The sequence below is a fragment of the Salinivibrio sp. VYel1 genome (assembly GCF_009377945.1).
GTDB classification, from domain to species: domain Bacteria; phylum Pseudomonadota; class Gammaproteobacteria; order Enterobacterales; family Vibrionaceae; genus Salinivibrio; species Salinivibrio siamensis.
In genome coordinates this window covers 105,620-125,533 of the sequence record NZ_RSAM01000011.1, presented here as the reverse complement: position 1 = coordinate 125,533, position 19,914 = coordinate 105,620, and the positions used below count along the sequence as shown (strand labels likewise).

Sequence of the window (19,914 nt, the reverse complement as noted above, 5' to 3'; positions counted from 1 at the left end):
TTTTTACATTTGCTGGTTTAGCGCATGCAATTATTGGCTGCGCATCCAGTTATCCATTTCAGTACGCAGGTTATCTGACTTGGTACCAAAGATAGCTTGTACGCCACCTGATACCACAACTACACCCGCTGCACCTAGCTGCTTGAGCTTGTCTTGGTCAACAATTTCAGTGTCAGCCACTGAGACACGTAGACGAGTGATACATGCATCAAGACCTGTGATGTTGTCTTTACCACCGAATGCAGCCACCAAGTCGCCCGCAAGCTCAGAACCTGTCGCGGTTGACACGTCAGCGACCGCTTCGTCTTCACGACCAGGGGTTTTCAGGTCAAGGGCGCGAATCACTACACGGAACACGATGTAGTAAAGCACACCATAACCAAGGCCCAGCAGCACCAGTGTGGTCACGTTCTCAGCACGTGGCATTTGCACGATGAAGTCGATGAAACCGTTCGAGAAGGTATGGCCGTGAACAACGCCCAGTGCGTTAGTCAGCACATACGCTGCACCCGCCATGATGGCGTGGATACCATACAGTACTGGCGCGATGAACAGGAACGAGAACTCGATAGGTTCAGTGATGCCGGTCAAGAATGACGTCAGTGCACCTGATGCCATGATACCCATGATTTTGGCGCGGTTTTCTGGCTTGGCAGAATGTGCGATAGCAAATGCCGCCGCTGGTAGACCAAACATTTTGAACAAGTAGCCGCCTGCTAACTGACCAAAGCCGTTACCTGCTTCACGAGTGACATCGTTTGCGGTCAAGAAACAGGTCATGATGCCGTTTACTTGCTCGCCGGCGTTGTTCACACAGCTACCCGCTTCATAGAAGAAAGGTACGTTCCAGATGTGGTGTAGACCGAATGGGATAAGTGCACGCTCTACCACACCATAGATACCAAATGCGGTCACAGGGTTTTGTTCGGCGGCCCAGTGTGAGAAGGTAGCGATACCACTGCCGATTGGTGGCCAGATAACAGACAGGATCACACCAAGCGCGATAGAAATGAAACCGGTAATGATTGGCACCGACCGCTTACCGGCAAAGAAGCCAAGGTAGTCAGGCAGTTGAATCGTATAGAAGCGGTTAAACGTCCACGCCGCGACACCACCGGCGAGAATACCACCAAGCACACCTGTCTTGATTTCTTCAGCGCCCATTACTGGTGCCATGACATCCAGTGTCGCCACCATGATGCCATAACCGACAATCGCAGACAGACCCGAGACACCATCGTTATTGGTGAAGCCTAGCGCCACACCGACGGCAAACAGCAAGGCCATTTGACCAAATACAGACCCACCAGCTTGTTCCATCATGTGTGAAACAATATCTGGCATCCAGCTAAAGTTGGCAGCACCAACACCCAAAAGTATACCTGCGACCGGAAGCACAGATACTGGAAGCATCAGCGCTTTACCGACTTTTTGCAGGTTAGCAAAGAGGTTTTTTGACATAGTTCTTGCTCCTGACAAGGACGTTTAACAATGTGTCTCGTCGGACTAACCTTCCGATTCCCCCGCAAGAGGCCAACCGATACCACAGGCGCCGAGAGCACAAACGATTTGTGATTATTGAACTCACCCAAACTATAAGGGGCGAATCATCACCTTGCCTATCAGTGACGATTTTACTGATTAAAAAGTAAATATAGATCACAATTAGAATTGGCGGCAAAAACAGCAAAAAACAACATAAGGCCATGATTTAAAATGACAAAAAATCTATTGCCCAGGGGAAAGGATACGAACAAAAAAATAGCAACCCCTTCACCCCTAACGTTATTTTACGTAACGAAATATCTCCCGAAAAGCAAGATCGTTACAAACAGGCGTTTCTCAACATTTTCAATGCTTTATTGTCGCAATGCAAATCCTTATTACTCCTATCAACCCCCTGAAAAGTGTCCCAAATCGTGTCCCATTTGCACAAAGTGTCCCATTTGTGTCCCATTTTTGCCCCAAAAACTACCTCGCCGAAATGAGCAAATTTTCCCCCTCCAACTCCACCAACCTATGTACACAAAAATCTCTAAAGCTTCGTTTATAACTACACTGAAAGACGACAAATATTTCATTACAAACTGTACAATTCGCCCTCAAGCTGCGATAAACAAGTCCATAATGACTTCCTCACGTCATATAAGATGTGTTCAAGCCTGTCTGCACTCACAAATAACGAGTACTCCCCCTCGATACCAAGAAGCTGAGAGAGAAACTCGCTCTCACTGTCAGCAAACTTGCTTCTTAATGGTAGTGAACATTCATGCATTGTAGTCAATTCGACCACCGAGAGACGACAATCCATAGTTGTCACCGAGCTACCAAGCCCAATTTCAACATCTGGGAAGGAATGCCAAGAGTTATTGTCGGTAAAAGCAATTGGCGTGCTCTTCAGTCGCCTATATAGAGGAACATTTGTCGTCTCACGGTAGCCGTTTAGTTCGTGATCCAGCCAAGTACGCAAAATAGGTAGGTTTTTAGCCTGAGCATATGCCCCAGCAGCGCACAGGAGAGGAGTCAGAGAAGCGCAGTCATCCGCGGCAGCATCGCGCAGCTCTTGCAAGGTTGGCATCACCATTAAAAGTATCCTTACTCAATGATTTACTTACCACTTTTAGCAAAATCATCGCTATCTCAACACTAGGATTCCTTTTTATGATTGGTGACTCCCATTCATAGGTTAATAGGTTGCAAAGAAATCATTCCCTTGCCCCAAACAGATTAAGTGGGTGAACTACCATCCAACTCGCTCATTCAGATAGCGCAAGCTCTTCTTCACATTGACGCCGTTTTGGCTTCCCCGACTATAACGGTGTCGAGTTTTGATGGATCGGCGTAAGGTATCGCCATCAATGGCAATGCGAGGGTTAGCCTGGTTGAACTTGCGGATCCCTCTTTTGGCCTCCACCATCATGGCGTCATCACCTTCTTTGTATGCCAGCCAAAATGCAGTCATTAAGTCACGGCGACGATCGAGGATGTGTTGCTCGTAGCCTTTGATAGCGTTATTAAGATCATATTGCTTCATCAGCTCACCATCTGTTAGGCCGTTGGCCTGTAATAGCAATTGCAAGCCCGTAAATTGATCGGACTCTTTATACGCATCGCCACGGTAGTTAAGCGCGCCTTCATCCCAGTAGCGGTATGCCTTCATGGGGTCACGCGCGAACTTAGGCATCATTTTCTCAATGCCGCGATACACATTGCCCTCGGCAATGGCGCTACTGCCTCTAAGCCAACTGACCACAATCCCACCCATTACAGGGCCTGCAACCTGCTCCGCGTAATGCGTCCATAAATCTTCGCCTTCAATGTCGCGGTTCGGATCACGTATCCAGAGGCCGTCAAGTGAAATGCGTGACGACACGCCTGCACCACCCACACCATAGATGACTTTATCGGCCATATCTTGGCCCATTAACTCACCCAGGTAGTTTTTAAATTCCACCTCTGCATCCCAGGGCTCATCGTCATCACCGAAAGCCGCATTCAATCCGTTGGCTAGTGCAAACAATGACCCTAGCGGTAGAGCGGTAGCCCCACCAAGTAACCCTGTCATGCCCAAGGTTCCCACCAGTTGCTTGCGCGCTTCTGCTTTTTCTTCCTTGGTAGCCCCTTTCATACTCAGGTACATATTGCGCAGCAAGTAGTACGTCATGTTTTGACTGTATTGCTTAAACTGCATAAGGACTTTCATGGTCGGAGTTTGCATGTAGCGAGCACGGTTAGCATTGGTATAGTCGAAGTGCGCATCCCAGGTAATATCGGCGGCCATCTTAGTCGCCGCTTCATGAGAATGCCCTTTTTGTTTCGCTAAGCGATAAGCCGCAATTGCCGTGGTTTCGCGGTTGAACACTTCCGCTTTGTGAAATAGCCAGCTGACAACATTCATGGCTTTCTCATAGGTCTCGTTGTACTGCCAGTTCTCGGCTTCGGCCATACCTGCTAAATCGTGCGCATTCGTGGAATCGAGTAGACCCATATCATGCCAAGCTTGGTAAGCATCTTTCTCTGATTGGTTGCGGAATTTGCGACTGATTTGCCCACGCGATGTGATGAACTCTTTCATCGCACCATTGAGCTCACTGGCTGCGGCTTTCGTGCCGAATTTGCTCGCAATGATGGGTAAGGCGACGACGAAGTTTTGCGTTGTGTTTACCGCGGCAGCGGCCGGTGATACCCCGAGCATCCAAAGGAAGCCCAAAGACGTGATCTTTTGTGCGGCGGTTGAGTGTTTCGGGTTCATCACCCATTCATGTCGCTTCATCATTTCTTCTGCGTAACGCCCGGTCTGGTTGTCATTCGATTGCTCTGCCACCTTTTTAGCTTCAGTAGCCTGTTTGGTCAGCTCGTCTGCAAACTCCATGCGCGATAACTGATAAGCACCTTTCATCATGTTCTCAGCCATGGCACGTAGCGCATCGTTAGACCAGCCTTTCGTCTTTTTGCGGTGGATAAACTGCTTACGCATCGAGCGTGACGGCAAGGCCTGGAGATACATCTGATAGACTTGGTCTTTGATTAACGCTTTCTTCTCATCATTGAGTGATGATTCGTCTATCTTGCCCATCAAGTCGGTAACAAAGCTCAAACTGGCACCATTAATCGCTGGGTTACCTTCCATCTTGTAGCCCGAGCGCACTTCAAAGCCTTTCTCTTTTAACTTTTCAGACGTCGCTTTTTGCTCGGCTTCAGACTCAAACATCAGAAAACGATTTTCTCCATTTTCATCAATGGCACTCACCCAGTAATCGCCGAAACGGGCAAGAGGGAAGTAAGGCGCATTAACTTCTTGCAGTTCAAATAAGGATCGCAGCTCCGCTAACCGCTTTTTCTTCACGCGATTATCAATGTCTGCATTCTCGATTTGCTGTTCAAGTAACGTCCGGTAGTCATTATGTCGCGCTTTGTAATTATCGCGCATAGTGCGGTAATGCTGTTTCGCTTCTGTAGGTAGCTTGTCAAAGCGCTTACGCAAGGCGATATGTTTTCTTAAGCGTCGAGGTTCATCCTTCAGGTCATTACGCAGCTGTCGCAATTCCTCTGCTTGGGAGTTGGTGAGACGATCTTCCCTGGCTACATTTTCGATATGACGAATACGGTTCTCAATTGCCTCCGCTGCCGAAACAAATTGCTCGGCGGGATCGACGCCTTCAACCGTCGCTTCGTGTGCCACATTGAATAACTCATCAGCCACAGGCTTGTTTTTAGCTGCCCATTTTCGAATGTTCTGTGCAATGTCAGCAGATTCAAACGCCATCTGATTGCGGCGCTCCATCATGCGATGCACCGTATCTACATACGTTTTAATTTGCGGTAGTTTATCGTAAGCAAGATCGGCGAGTTGGCGAAGAGATACCGCGCCAAGCCCTTTGCTTCCACCAAGCGCCCCCTTAACCGCTGTCTTCGTGGCACTAAGCGCCCGTTTCATTCGCCCTTGCGCGGTTGGCTCTGCATCCATCTGGCTCAACACTTCGTCCATAGTCGGCGCGTGCTCTTTGGAGAATTTAGCCTGGCTCAACTTAGAGCTTCCACCCGAAGGAGGAGGGTTATTGGGATCCCAGTGATTGACTGCCTTTACTCGATCCACGAGTGTCTGAACAATATTGTTTAGCTCAGCTTTCGTAATGTCATGAGGCCGCATGAAACCCACTTTTCGTAAAGCATGCGCAATTGCTTCAATCGCTCGGTCCCACCACCGCTGAATAGTGCTGCGCTCAATTTCCGCTGCATGTGCCAGTATTTCTTCAACTTGCACAAGGGGCTCTTGGTCGCCGTAGTTTTTTTCGATGCGATCCCATAGCTCTTTTACGTGCGGTGAGCTTTTACCGCGGGCAATTCGCTCAAGGATTTTCTGATACTCGCTATCACCGACCACCGCTTTTAAGCCATGGTGAGCCAATACTTCGTGCCGTAGCTTTTTGCGCAGCGTTTTCATATCAGGCAGGTTGTCGGCAACAAGTACCACGGCACCATCCCTATCGCTGTAGAAGCCGTGAATAGTAGCGTCCGGGATGGATTGACCAAGCAGCTTTTCTGCCTCCGCTTGCGTCTGAACTACCTTGGTTTTGATCCCCGCCCCACCGTTATACTCTTTGAGCCATTGGCGAACGCCCAGCTCGGCCTGTTTGAGTGGCATGCCTTTCGGTGGTGGATTGCCTTGAGTGACGCCTTCGCGGGAAAACATCACCGCCTCAGACTCGCTTTCCTTTTGAGCCTCCTTGACTGGTTTTTCAATTTCGACCGTTTTGGTACGAACACCTGTTTGGTTCATGGACTCTTTAAACGTACCCTCGGGATCCATTTCTTCCGTGGCATCCAACTCAGCTAGCCAGTCCTTGAAGGCTCGGTTTTTGTTGTTACTACGCTCCCCTGCCATGCTGCTCATCACTGCTACCATTTTTCCGCCAGGTTTCAGCATGTCGTAGGCATGACGAACATGGTCAATGTCCATGTCATTACTAAACGGTGGGTTCATCACGATGCGGTCATAACCCTTACCGGTAAACGCAAGGAAGTCATCTCCGACAACTTTGTGACCCTTTTCTTTCAAGATGTCACTCAGGTCGCTGGCGAGCTCTACCACTTCAACGTCAGCGCCTTGAGACTTCGCAGCATCTGCCAACATGCCATTCCCCGCGCTCGGCTCTAGCACTTTCATGCCAGGCTCAATATCGGCCAGCTCAACAATGCGGCGCGCACGAGACTCTGGTGTAGGGAAGAAATCAACAAACGCATTGCGATTGCCAAGCACTTTTTTCTTAAGATCGCGCTCCAGCTTGGCAAGCTTGCTCTCATTGAGGCCGGTGTTTGTCTTGGTGCTGCCCATCTCGCGCAGCGCCTGACGCAACAGCTCTCGTCGCGTGATCCCCATACGTTGAAGCCGCTGGAACATGGCGGGCAAATCGCCGTATAGCTCCTCTTTTTTCGCGAACTCCACCATTTTGATGACGTGTTCGTTTTCCGTGCTTAACGCGACGTCTTTGGGCTCGCCACCCTTGTATTTGTCCAGCAAAACCCTACCAGACTTCACATAGCCTTTTTCATTCACCATTCGGCTGGCCAACTCGTTAATCACGCGGGTGTCTGTGTCTGCCATTGGATATTTGGCAAACATGACCTTCTCATCAATCGTCGTGCCCTTTTTCCAAACAGGATCGCTAAAGTCGCCCCGCTCTACAGCATCACTGTTTTTCTTGCTTGCCTCCCACAGCAATCCGTTTTCGATTCGCTTCAGTGTTTCAACTTGCGTTTTCGCATTGATACCCGCCAACGCTGAGAGGTCGCCTGACTCAATCTTGTCGGCAACCTCAGCCATTATCGTGGCGGTTTCTGCATCTTTTCTCGCTCGAGATCTCGCTCGCTCTCCTTCAGCCATGCGTTTGGCCGTGTTTTCTTTGCGCTCTGCGTTGTATTCCGCGTTCGCTTTTTCTGCGAGCTTTTCACTTGCCTCTCTTAGCTTTTCCGCGTTTGACTGGCGCTTCTCTTCGCGCTTAGCGTTGACGGACTCAGAACGGTCAATGTCATTGCCTTGCAGCCAACCCATGAATATTTCCGCATCTTCGCGTGTGGGAAAGTAAAAGCTCCCACGCCAGTAGCCGCCTTTCATTGAGCGTGCCATCCCGGCCGCCTCTTTGAACTTGTCCTTGCCTAAGCGTGTTTCTAACGACACATTAAAAATGGTGGCTCCGGTCTTGCCGTGTGTGCCTTCGGTGATGTCACCAGTCTCGATTTCGCCATCAGTTTCCAAGCCTGCCTTTTTGGCGGCTGCCTCCTGCTCTGATTTGCGGCGAGATAAGATCTCGTCAGTGACCAATTTGTCATAACGGGCGCGCAGTTCGGGTGTAATCTTGCCACCGTTTTGAACAAATAGATTAAAGTCATTTATTGTTTGTGGGTCTTTGAGTGCGACTTCTCGTTGCTTGATTGCTTCTTTTCGGTCTTTTTCAGCCTGTTTGCGCGCATCAATGAACGCCTGATAGGTATCCTCATCCATCGCTTGGATTTTTTCATTTACCTTTTCAGCGCGCGTCTTTCCGTTTCCTTCCTGCGTCAAGGTAATGGTTTGCGCACCACCTGCCATGGTGAATTCCAAATCAGATAGGAGCTGATCAAAAGCCGCTTGTACGATGCGGTCTTTCCTTTCGCCCTTCCAACGCGCCGCAAAGTAGGCACCCATTTTCTCGTTGATTTTCGGAATAGTGAGCGAGTAAAGCTCATCTTTTACGCCTTGCTCGTTGCGAGTTAGCTGCTCCGATAACGCCTTAACCTCAGTAAGACTCATGTCACCTTTGTTAAGAGTTGAAAAGGCATCAAGCGTTGGTATGGCGGAGTTTTCGGTTGGTGTAGCAGGAGAGTTTTTAGGATTGTCTTGGGAGCCAAGCAGCTCTTTCAATCGTGCGGCAAGCTTTGAGCGGGGCCCCGCCACCTTGATCACGCCGCCAACGTCTTCAAGGGAGCCATCCATTTTCTTAACCAGCGTTTTTGCCCTGGCTTCATCTGCCGATGCAAGCAAGTTAAGTTGGGTGAGCGCTTTTGGCCCTGCCCATTTGCGGTCACTTTTTGCCAGCAATGAATTACCCTCGCGCATATTTTGCGCAATGATGGCTAAATACTCAGCTGCCTTTTTCTCAGCGCGACTAAGATTGTCACGACGCTCTTTCTCTTGCCTGGCCTGACGCTGCTCCTCATTCATGACGGCTTCTACGTCTTGAGGGACGCGCTTACGCATCGCGCTTAGCTTTTCGACCTCACGGCTAAATGCCGCCATATTTTTGTCAACTTTGGCGGAATACTTCGCCATATTGCGCCCACCTCGGCCTGTGACAAGCCAGCTGGGGTTATTGGTCGCTCGTGATGATTCACGCTCAATAAATTTTTTCTGCTCGTCTAGATAAGACTCAATCAGGCTTTTAGCTTTATTTCTTCGTGCTTCTGTATCTAGCAACCCTCGTTCGTTGAGCTCTGTGGCCATTTGCCTCGCTTCACTCTGTAGCTCGGCATTGAAGTCTCGCCCACTACCTATATGAGTTGCTCGATTATAGCTGCGCTCAACTTCTCGACTAACAATTGGTACGCCTACGTCGAGGCCGCCAACGCTGACTTGACCTGAGCTAACGGTGCCCTCTCTCTCAGCATCATCAGACGATACTTTTTTTATGGCTTCGTTTTTACGTTGAAGCCTGGGCTCGAAGTCGCTAAATGTTCCTTTTCGGCCAGCTTTCGCCTCATCCATCATCATGCGCAGCTTGGTGGTCGCAAATGACTGTGCTTTTTTCAGATCAGCCCTGGCTTCGGCCTGCTCTTCTTTAGGCAGAGATTGGATGATGGGCTCGCCGCGTTCGCGCATGTCGTCCATCACTTGCTTAATGGCGTTGCGGCTAAAGTCTGGCTCGTTAACTGGCTCTGGTTGCTGCGGATCGAATAACGCCTCGGCTTGCTGGCGTCGTGCTTGGTTTTCAGGCTGAGCATCAAACCACGCTTTTCGCTCCTTCGCCTCTTGCTCAAAGGCCGCAATGCGCTCGGGTGCGTTACGCAGTGATTCTAATAGCGCTTCGCGTAGCTGGGGATTAGATTGGGCCATGCGCTTTTTAAGGCGCTTGCGCATCGACTTGGTTTTTTTGGTGAGCGCGGCATAGTCAGCAATCGGTTTTTTGCCATCTTCGCGCATCTTCATGGTGTTAGGGCGATTGGCAAACTCGCCACGTGACTGGGCGCTTTTATCAACGTTGTCTTTGATGCTTTCCTGAATTGCATGCTGTTCGTCACGCTGCTGATAAGCGGCATCGACTTCACTTTGTGGTGCGCTACTCGCTAAGTCTGCATTGCGCGACGCTTCACCTGGTGTGTCTTGTTGAGTGCTTTCTGCCGACCCTGCTGGCAACTCAGAAGAGGGAGGTAATTGGTCTTTAACAGTTTCCTGCTGTCGCGCTTCATTGTTTACGCCCTTTGAAGCTCCAACGTTATCACGGCCTTGTTCAATCGCTGAGATATAACGCTGAACTTTAGATTCACGCTTATCTTTGACAGCTTGTTGCTTAGCGGCTGCATCATTGAAGATTTTCTGAACACCTGTCTCATCCAACCCCAGCTCTGAAGCTTGCTCCGCGAGAGCGTACAGAGATTGTTCTGCCTCTTGATCACCTTGTTCTATGCGTTCAAGCAGAGCATCCGCTTTGTCCTGATCCATGGCATAAGCCAGCTTGACGGTTTTTACAAAGTGATTGTCGTTATCTGGCAGTACGCCTATATCTCGTAATGACTGTTGCGAGGTTTTAAAGCGAGATGTCAGATCACCTTGCCCATCAACCTCTGACTTTTCCTGATTGCTCCCGGATAGAGCTTTATCCAGGATTTGCTGACGAACCCGCTCGGCTGCTTCAGATGGACCATCAGTGATCGTGGTTTCATCATTACTTGGTAGCTGTGCGCCCTCCATGCCCTGTACACCTTCCACAGCTTGTGCGTCGTCGGTATCTTGCGCATTGCCTTCGGGTTCAGCAGGTTGAGCCATGTCATTTTCAATGGCGTCAGCGGTATCACTGACCTTGTCGGCTCCAGCTCGCGCACCACCTGCTGCACCCATGGTGCCACCAATGGCGCTACCCAGTACGCCCTCGTTCACTGCACCGAGCGCGACACCATCCATGGGGTCAAGATCCGTACCCGCGTATTCGTTTGATACCTCATTAGCCACGTATTGCTGGGTACCACCCTGGATAGCTTCAGTGGCGCCTTCGCGAACAGCACCTTCCGCCGCCCCTTTTGCAACACCTTTGCTGATTGATGAGCTCGCCTTACCCGCTCCGCGAGTCAGCATGTTGGCCAAGGGAACATCGCCGAGCATTGTGGCCATAGCACTCGTTGCTAATGTTTTCTCGTCTGACATGGTGGCTTTGGAAGCTTGCTCCGCTGTCATTTCTCGGGCGCGATCAATCTTCTGTGCATCACTGAGCCCCGCATACTCAGGGTCAGCGTCAACCACATAGAAGTTGTTGCGAAAGACTTCGCTCTCTGCAAGTTGATCAATTGGCGCAGCCATCACTGTTTCTTTAGCTTGGACGCCTTGACTGCCAACATCTGATGCCATACCAATCGCCGAGGCTGGCGTGTTGCGTAGGACGCTATAGGCTTTCTCCGCCGCCCTTGCTGCCACCTCAGGCTTAGCGCCAGACCGCATTGCCAGTTTTGTAAATGATGGGATTGCGGACGCGGAAGACAGCCCGCCAGTCGCAACTGCCGAAGCGACAGTTGGTGCCATATAGCCAAGGCCTTGCGCGATTTGCATCGCCCACACGGCAGGATCAGATGAAACACGCCAATCCCCCTCTGGGGCCTCTGAAACGGGCGCGGTTTGTAGTGCCTTTTTCCCGTCGTCGGATAGGCTATCAGTCAGCCACTCTTTAGCTTGGCCGTAAGCCCCTCCAAGCATATCGACGTACTTCAACCCTAAGCCCTGTGGCGTATAACCTGCGACGGTGCTCGCTTTATCGATGACAGAATCCGGGATACCGAGATTCCGAGCACCATCAGCAATCGCATTTCCAATCCCATCACCAACAGCGCTCGTGGCCTCCGCTGCGCCTTCCATGGCGCCAGAAGCACCTACCGCCAGGCTTTTGGAAACATCTCCGGCACCTACTTCTAGATTTTCCGCTGGCTTGTAAGCATCCAAACTAAAATCATCGCTTAGCTGAAACGTCATATCCGTTTGAGCGTTAACAGTGGCTCCGTTTTTCTTTCCGAGAAGCTTTTCGTCTTTCATATCCGCTCCGAGCAGGCATAAAAAAACCGCCAACTCCAAAGGAGCCAGCGGCTAGATATAGGTATTTGATGATGGGGCTATTATTGCGTTAATTGTGTCACAGGTAAACGCCAATGAACTCCCTAGCCTCGTTCATAAGCCGAGGTGTAGTATCGAAGTATCCTGATGCATCCCAGTAAAGACGAGTTTGCAACCTGCGCTCTAATTCGCAATAGTAAAAACTTAAAATTTAATCACCAATACTTAACATGAGAACATGCTAAACAAAACCCAAGCTACTGAAATAAAATCGTTTCTGTCGAAATATGATGTGCCTAAACAAGATCATGATTTCATACTCTCGGAAATCGAATATGACTTATGGGAGTTCAAGGGTCGAGAAACACATACTCAGCAGTGTAAATCTCTAAAGAGAATTGAAAAGGTAGCACTTAATCTTTTAGAAGAGGTCAAAAATATATCTTGGGAGCTCAGCTCAGAGCTTCATGACGATCTTGGTTTTTATTACAGCTCTAGTCACTCTGATGACGAGGACTTCGATGATATTGACAACCTCGAATGGTTAAGTCCCTTTGAGAAGGCAGTTCTAGATCAGTCAGACGCTGACACATTGCAAACGGCGCACGACGAAGAAGTAGAAGAAGCCTTTAGTCACGTGCCAATCGACGGAAGGGCAAATATTCATCAGTACCTCAATAATCTCATTAGTGCCTGCCAATCATTGACCGAAAGAAAGTCCGAGAAAAAAGATTCATCTTTATACAGTTCACTTCAATTCAGGTGGGACTCTCTATGCGAAAAATATGGAGTTACTGTCAACAAAGCCAATTCAATAGAATTTATTGGTTACTGCCTAAGCAAAGACACAGAAACTGTAAAAAAGCAGTATCGCCGCCTGGGTATAGAATCTCGGGATATAGTGCTAGCAGGCGCTGAGAGAGTTAGTAACCTTGAACTGCGCATATTCAACGAGAATCGTGACAAACTAAAAATATTCAAAGGTGACTCCAGCGTACTGAAATTCAACGCTTTCGAGTGGCATTGGTTACTAACCGAGGCGTATCAGAAGTCACAAAAGGACTCTGAGACCTTTGAACAGTTTCTTGAAACCATACTCAAGAATGGCATCGAGGGACATATCACATCATTTGACATTAATTTGTCCCATACTCAGCCCCCCTAAAGCTCTGATAATAGCCCCACACTCACAGTATGCGACAGAGGGGCATAATATGTTCAAACTATCGAGTTTTCTTAAGTTGACATTTACATTCAGCATCAGCGGGAAGCTATCAGGCCGCGCCGCAGATAGAGCAGTCTTACTCGTCGCTACATCTATTTCTTTTTTCCTCTTGGCATGTACAGCGGCAATCGCTATTTTCGCCATTAGTCATTTCAGCTAGGGTAATGCAATGATGTTAACTATCGATCCGCATAACGCTGAGCGTGTTGAGCTCGCAAGCTATTCGCAACCTCAGAGCTTTTTTCAGCTTTCTGTTTGGCTAACTGGTCATTAAACGCACGCTCAATGGTCTGCACATCATAACCACTTAGTTCGTGCCCTTTCTGCTTCAGCGCTTTTAAGAAATACTGCTTTCTCGGATCATCGGTAGCCCATTGCTCCACCTCGGCGGGCACCTCCGCTGGGCTCTCACCCAAACCGCCAGCATCGGGATTTTGAATACCGTATTGCTGAGCAACACGTGCCAATCGCTGGTCATAAATACGGTTGATCTCAGACTCTTTTTGTTTGATGTCTTCTGGCTTGGTATCGAATCCATTTTGCTCGCTATAGAGTTTAGCAAGCGCCTTGCTTCGGTCGCTCTCGATAGATGCCATTTCTTTCTGATAAGCGTCATTAACTTCCTCACCTTCACCGCCAAACACGGATTTGAATGCCGGTGATGTCATCGCTTGGCGGCGCATCGCTAATTGCCCGGTTAAATCCTGCATGGCCTGCTCAAGAGGGATGACTTTGACTTGCTCATCACCTGTACCGCGCCCCTCGGTCACGGGCTTGGGCACCCATTTATCTTCGCCATAGCTCACTTCCGTTGTGATCACCAAGCCTGGCTGCTCTCCCTCCATCTCTGGGTTAATATCTGCAGCTAGTGTGACACCACCCCAACGGGCGTCCTTGATTACCTTGCCAGTTCTTGGGTCTTTCTGCCCAATTGACGCTTTGATGTTCTTACTGTAGATGGTGTTCAGCGCGCTTTTGATTTCTGGGTCATTGAAGTCGGCCTTGCCATCGAGCACGGCTGGCAGTTTCGTTTCAAGCAACTCGCCGGCTTTGTTTACCTCTGGATCCAGGTAGCGACGCGGATCATATGCGCTGCCCGCAATCATTTCATTATCAAGCACGGGGTCAATCTCCCCCGATTCCATCCAGCGCTTCCACCCTTTTTGAATGAGTGGGCTGTTTTCCTGAATGAAGTGCGTGCGCTTTTGCTGTCCAAGCTGATATTCGTTGAGCTCTTGCTGTGTTTGTTGGTTTTTCAATTTTGCATCAAACAGCTTTTTATCGCGCTCTTCGGCATCACGCAGCGCACCGCCCTTGCCGTCTTTACCGTAGTTATAATCGAATTTCTTTTGCTGACGCTCTTCTTGCGCTTGGCGAAGCGACATGCGCTGCTCTCGCTCTTTTCTGTCTTGCTCCAGCTGCTCTTTTTGCAGCTCGCGATCTTCTTTGCGTTGGTAGTGACGGTCGGCAATGCTATATGCGCGCAAGGCGCCATCCATAAATCCGCGTGTATCTAAACCCATTATCGTCTCCTAAAACAATTCGCCCACGACGAGCCCAGCCGCGGCACCAATTCCTGCACCTATGGGGCCGCCAACCATGCCGCCAATCGCCGCACCCGAGCCTACAGCGCTGATAGTCTGTTGCCGCTCTGCTGCTTCGAGCTTCTTGTTCGCCGCTTCGCGTTTTTCTTCTCGGTTAGCTGCGTCACGTAGCCCTTTCATGGCAGCGCCTTTTTGATGCTGCCCCATGCTGAGTAAGCTATACCCCATTGGTTACCCCTGCTGCTGTTGTGGTGCGTTTCGCAAACCCATACTTGAGCCAGATAGCGTTTTCATCGACCGGTCACGCTCGTAGGTGCGTAAGCCGTTTTTTGCTGACACCTTGCTAAGTGCTAGCTTGGCATCTTGGTTTGGGTCCTCTTCTGCGGTGACGCCGTAACGCGCCATGCGGTTGGTTTGTCCTGCCTCTGCGGCCTGAGCGGCGCTATCCACATTCTCATCTACACGCCCAAGCTGCTCACTAAGCAATTCGCCACTTTGCGATTGCTCCATGAGCTTTTTCTGCTCGGGATAAAAGCGCCGATACCAGTCGTCATATTGTTGGCGCGTGATACTTGCGTATCTGTCTGCTGCAATGCCCATGCTTTACCCCGCTGATTAATGTTGATCTAACCCATACGAGCTTGGCCCGCCCATTGGCGAAAACCCATTCTTGGAGCCGCTTTGCATGGCTTCAAATGTTTCGGTTTCATTGCCTCCCCAGCCTGCTTGGTAGCTTCTAAGCCCCGCGCCAGCCACTGCACCTGCTAGCTGCAAGTTTGACGAGCGCTTATTAAAATCGGCCTCGGCGTCTGCCGTTGCCTTGTTTAGGCTGGTATTGGCGACATCACTCATGCCGTCGAGCGCACCGGTTTGCTGCCCCATGCCGATAGCTGCGACATCACTCAGCCCCGCCAAATACTTATCCTGCTCTGACGACTGCGCACGATTGGCAGTGTCGGACTGCCCAATCGCTTGATCCGTTGTCATCTCCGCCATGGTGGATTGAAACTTGCCCGACGTCGGATCAACGCCACTCGCTGATAGGGACTTGGCCGCGCCTTCACGGTTTTTGGAGTACTCTTTGTTGTATCCCACATCAGCCGCCTGTTTGGCTTCTGCCATGTTGTTATCGCTGTTGTAAGCGTCAACCCGCGCAATGAAATTGTCTTCATGCTGCTTAAAGTCAGATTGGTATAAATTCCACTGCTTTTTAGCCACCTCTGACGCTGCACGTTGCGCTTCTGTTTCTTTGACTTCTGAGTCTCCGCCGCCACCCATATGGCCCTCCTACAGAATCTTTTCCCAGTGCTGAATGCGGGCTTCACCCGTTGTTTTAACATACCCATTGCCGAGTAACGCTTGCTCTAGCCCCTCAACGGCTGTGTATAGTTCCACGCCCCTTGCCCCCATTTGTCGCGCTTTGAGCTCAATGCCTGGCTGGTAACGATCAATGGCATTGCCGCCCCAACTAAACGCAAACATCACGTTAAGCCAGGGCAAGACGCCCCGTCGTTTTGGCAAAAGAACGGTGAAGCCATCTTCCACCAAAAATAGAAACGCCCTCTCTGTGTGGAGGGCGTCGTCAATTTCGTCGGCAAATTGATGATCATTCCGTTGTTGTGTTTTTTGAATGATCGGGAGAAGTTTGTCGCGGTATTGGTGCCAAGGAGCAGAGTAAAGCTGGCTCATTACACCTCCGAAAATTTTGGGCGCGCCCCATAGGGGAATTCTGGCTGATTTGGGTACTCACACAGCTTTATACGGTAGTCATTTAGCTGCTCGGCAGTCGCATCACCTTGATAGCTAGTGCCGCCAAACTCTCGATCATTTTTTATCTGATCGAGGCTGCTTACTACACGTTGCATTTCACTGTCACGCCAAGCGCGCTCTTTGCGCTCGTCCGCCTCTTTAAGCAATAGCGCCTCATCTTCATCACTCCAAGCGCTCTCAATCACTACACCTTCTGGCGCTTCCTCTGGTTTAAGGTGCGTGACTTTCCCGTTTTCATAATACCCAACCAGGGTATGTGCTCTATCACAGTATTTGTATTTCCCCATCACGGCTTTCTCTCGTAGTTTTTCACGCTCATATAGCCACTGAGGCCGTTCACTTTTTTCATAATGCGGTCGGTTGAAATGATACTTATGCGGTCGATCTTCGCCGTGTAACTGCCTGACTTGGTGTATATGCTTCCCGTTAGCGTGTACACGTTGTATGTATAAGGCATGGAGCCTCGAATATCTTCCACTTCGCGGGTTGATACGCTCGTTTGGATCACCCATGTGCCTGGCGCAATGGCGACGGTGTAAACTCCACCGGTATTGAGCGTGCCCGTGGTGTGTGTTCGGCTGACTCCGTCATTATCCGTATAGTGAAATCTCACCCTATACGATCCACGCTTATAGCTAGAGGTCTGCCCGCCGAAAGACACTCTGATCCCCGATGTGCTTGTGCTCCCAATCGTTGACCACCGCATCCGGTACTCACTGACTACGTTGTCGTTGTTGTAAGGGTACAGCCCTATATATTGAGTGGTATTGGTGCTAGAGCTGATACTTTTGTAGAGAGAGTATTCGGCGAGTATTGGCTCACCATCAGGGTATTCCAGCCCTCCTTCCACTTGATACTTCGTGACCAGCTGTACTAACGTTCCGCCGTAGATGGTGGCACCATATATGTCAGTACCATGTATCTCGCTGCCCTCAATTTTGCTCCCAAACACCGTGCCACTGGCTTCTATATTATCGGTGCGCAACATACCGTCATCGCTTATGTGAGTATGATAACCATCGAAAGGCCCTCCGACACCAAAGGCAGCGCTCCCCCCTCGGATTTTCGCCCCTTCAATAATCGGAGAACTAACAAAAGCCCCTGCTCGCACCTCATCGGCAACAATAGATTGCGACTCTAAGATCTGAATAGTTGCCGACTCGATGACGGCTTCAGGGATAATGACCTGGCCCTGGTCAATAGCGAACAATGGTTGCATTGGTGCGTCGCTGTTTGGGTCAAACACAAAGAACTGACTTGCACTGACAGCGACTTGGCTCGTTCCGTCATCGTCAGCCAAAATGCCAATCCCTGCAGTGATGTCCTCAGCTTGCGCCTTTTGGCTCCACATGCTTTGAAATGCAGACGTGCCCTTTTCGTTGAGCTCCTTCACCAGTTTGGACGCACCCAGTTGTTCACCAATGCGATCGACGACATTCTCGATGTCCTCACTGGTTTTACCTTGAACTCCCAGCCTATCGTTATACGGCCCTGGAATATCCTTAATATTGACGTGGCGTATCCAGTAGTAGAAGGCAGATCCCGCGGCAACGATATCACCAAAAACCGTTGCTGAAACGGTTGCAATTAGGGTCGCTGCGTCAATGTCGTTCGTGCTAGCACGCCAAACTTCGGTATAAGCATGCCCCAAGTAGTCAGGCGCGTCCCATGTCAGCATGATACTTCCAAAGCCACCCGACACCTGCAGATTCATCGGCGCGCTAGGCATTTGTGATGGCAACTCGACGCCACCACCATCATTTGTGTTAGGTGCCGGCGTAACATTGACCCCGCCACCTGCTCGACGCTTCACATTGACCAACCCAAGCGCATGAAGCTCCCTGACTGTAATCGCCCTATCTAGGCCGCTACCCCGCTGGCCTGTTAGCTTTTCGATGTTTTCATAGAGTGCCTGCTCATTTCTTCCGCCGACGAATCCGCTCTTTGACATTACAGCAACTCCTCAACACTACTTGCCAGCATGATGCGCTCAACGCTAGCTCTACCTGCCACTTCTATCTGCCAACGGCTGGCGCGAACAGGCGGGAGCCGGAAAGGGCGATCGGTAACGCTTCCAGGACTGAGTGATAAAACAGGTTGATTATCAGCAAAAACAGTCACAGTCAGCGCTTGATAGTTATCAGCTATCACTCTGCCTGCACTCAATGACGCCCCAACGGGCAGCGCGAAAGACTTAGAGCGCCATGTCATTGGTTTGCTATTGCTGCCCGCTCGCCACTCTTGAAGCTCAGAGCCTCTCACAATCATGAGCGCATCCTGGGCGAGATCCACATAGCTCGCATCCCACAGCTCGCTAATCCGCGTGAACGATTTGGATAAGGGATCGTAAATAAATCCGCCCACTTCAGACTGCGCGACATACCAGCCCTCAACGGCAACCGCTTTAATGGTTTCTGGCTTCATTGCTTGCCACTGTTTGCGGTCGATAATTTCCTCGGTAGCGATAGCGGCGCCATCCGAGCTAACCACCACAAGCCCATCAGGTGAGGCATACATCGCCATCCCCGCAACGACCACTAACGATTCAGCGCTAACGCAAGATTGTTCAACGTCCAGCTTGGCGGCTGTCATTGCATCCGGCGTCACGCCTGAGAAAACAAACGGAATCCCTTTTGTAGCTACCACTAACGATGTACCGACGGGCACAATGGCTTGAATGTCATGCTCTGTCGTAAGCCGGTAGGACGTAGGCCATGCGTAAGGCAAATAGGCCGCTGAAAACATGACTTCATTACCCGCAAAGCCCGCACAGATACCGTTAGCCATGGTACAAAGTCCCTGCATGTTCTCCGGCGGCGCATCATAGTCCCACGTTTCAACAACGGCGCTATTGAGCTCTTTTTCTGTATCTTGATATTCGCTTGTCGCTATCGGCAGCTCTGCAACCAACATGTATTCGCCCACACCTGCCGCGGTTACCGAGCGATAAAGGCGCGTGTGGGTAATATTGTGTGTATTCGTTGATGGCTGAGATAACTGCACCGTTACAGTCGAGCCAGGTCTTTCAATCAGCACGGAATTAGACGGGTCACCGGGCGCGCTCTCTTCACCAAACCGCGTGACATAGGTCTGGATATAGACCCGATCCTCGTCGTCAATCATTGCCGGTTCGCCATCCGGCGGCGAATCACCGGTTGATCCATCAACATCTGTTACCGTTGGCGGAAGCGCTGGCCTGGGCACGCCAAGGTCATAACTTGCTGCGGGGCCAAAGCCTGACCCGTCAATGGCAATATCTTGCGCCGTCACTTTCGGCTTTCCATCACCGGTAAAGTAAACGCGCTGCCACTCGTCTTGGGAAAGGGGGCTATCAATCGCGCTTACCCTGGCATCGCTCCATAGCAGCCACGCGCCGTCGTACTTGTGCAAACGCTTCGCGCTGTATGGCAAATCTAGCGCAAAACGATTATCGAGCATGGGAGCAATCACGCCACGCTCAAACTCACAATCACTTGCCAATGTCGCTGCTTCGTTAGGCAATAAGTGGTCTTTGAGGCGGGGCACTTCGCCGCGCATCATTTGAATGTCAATTAGCATGAAGGGCTCTTTATAAAGCGTGAAAGAAT

12 protein-coding genes are annotated in these 19,914 nt (G+C 50.3%); 1 reads left to right on the top strand and 11 read right to left on the bottom strand.

From position 1 onward, the window contains the following. Positions 1 to 30 precede the first annotated feature (30 nt). The 3 genes from ptsG to EHW58_RS11795 form a co-directional block, all read right to left on the bottom strand. Entirely contained in the window at positions 31 to 1,461 is a 1,431-nt protein-coding gene (ptsG, locus tag EHW58_RS11805; protein WP_152796629.1) for a PTS glucose transporter subunit IIBC, read from the bottom strand. A 619-nt stretch (positions 1,462 to 2,080) separates the two neighbouring features. Next, a complete protein-coding gene (locus tag EHW58_RS11800; RefSeq protein ID WP_152796626.1) occupies positions 2,081 to 2,584 on the bottom strand; it encodes a hypothetical protein in 504 nt (167 codons plus the stop codon). A gap of 156 nt (positions 2,585 to 2,740) precedes the next feature. After that, on the bottom strand, positions 2,741 to 11,770 hold the full coding sequence (locus tag EHW58_RS11795) for a PLxRFG domain-containing protein (protein WP_152796624.1): 9,030 nt from the start codon (positions 11,768 to 11,770) through the stop codon (positions 2,741 to 2,743). A 256-nt stretch (positions 11,771 to 12,026) separates the two neighbouring features. Here EHW58_RS11795 and EHW58_RS11790 point away from each other — a divergent pair, with 256 nt between their 5' ends. Then, positions 12,027 to 12,953, top strand: a complete 927-nt coding sequence (locus EHW58_RS11790; RefSeq protein WP_152796622.1) for a hypothetical protein — start codon at positions 12,027 to 12,029, stop codon at positions 12,951 to 12,953. Positions 12,954 to 13,192: 239 nt separating this feature from the next. On the opposite strand, the gene EHW58_RS11785 is transcribed toward EHW58_RS11790, so the two are convergent. The 8 genes from EHW58_RS11785 to EHW58_RS11750 are packed head-to-tail and all read right to left on the bottom strand — an operon-like array spanning position 13,193 to position 19,885. Beyond that, entirely contained in the window at positions 13,193 to 14,536 is a 1,344-nt protein-coding gene (locus tag EHW58_RS11785) for a hypothetical protein (protein WP_152796620.1), read from the bottom strand. A gap of 9 nt (positions 14,537 to 14,545) precedes the next feature. Continuing rightward, positions 14,546 to 14,785, bottom strand: coding sequence for a bacteriocin (locus EHW58_RS11780; protein ID WP_152796618.1), 240 nt, complete (start codon positions 14,783 to 14,785; stop codon positions 14,546 to 14,548). A 3-nt stretch (positions 14,786 to 14,788) separates the two neighbouring features. Then, the gene (locus tag EHW58_RS11775) at positions 14,789 to 15,157 is read right to left on the bottom strand and encodes a hypothetical protein (protein ID WP_152796617.1); all 369 of its coding nucleotides are present in this window, start codon (positions 15,155 to 15,157) and stop codon (positions 14,789 to 14,791) included. 15 nt (positions 15,158 to 15,172) lie between these two features. Further along, positions 15,173 to 15,835 carry a hypothetical protein gene (locus tag EHW58_RS11770; RefSeq protein WP_194163225.1) on the bottom strand — a complete coding sequence of 221 codons (663 nt, stop codon included), beginning with the start codon at positions 15,833 to 15,835 and terminating at the stop codon, positions 15,173 to 15,175. A gap of 9 nt (positions 15,836 to 15,844) precedes the next feature. Beyond that, positions 15,845 to 16,246, bottom strand: a complete 402-nt coding sequence (locus EHW58_RS11765) for a hypothetical protein (RefSeq protein ID WP_152796615.1) — start codon at positions 16,244 to 16,246, stop codon at positions 15,845 to 15,847. After that, positions 16,246 to 16,614 (bottom strand): hypothetical protein, encoded by a 369-nt coding sequence (locus EHW58_RS11760; protein ID WP_152796613.1) that lies wholly within the window; start codon positions 16,612 to 16,614, stop codon positions 16,246 to 16,248. The genes EHW58_RS11765 and EHW58_RS11760 overlap by 1 nt, the downstream gene beginning before the upstream one ends. Beyond that, complete coding sequence (locus EHW58_RS11755; RefSeq protein WP_152796611.1) at positions 16,614 to 18,278, bottom strand: DUF1983 domain-containing protein; 1,665 nt, start codon at positions 18,276 to 18,278, stop codon at positions 16,614 to 16,616. Before EHW58_RS11755 ends, EHW58_RS11760 begins: the two co-directional genes overlap by 1 nt. Then, a complete protein-coding gene (locus tag EHW58_RS11750; RefSeq protein ID WP_152796609.1) occupies positions 18,278 to 19,885 on the bottom strand; it encodes a hypothetical protein in 1,608 nt (535 codons plus the stop codon). Before EHW58_RS11750 ends, EHW58_RS11755 begins: the two co-directional genes overlap by 1 nt. Positions 19,886 to 19,914: the final 29 nt, after the last annotated feature.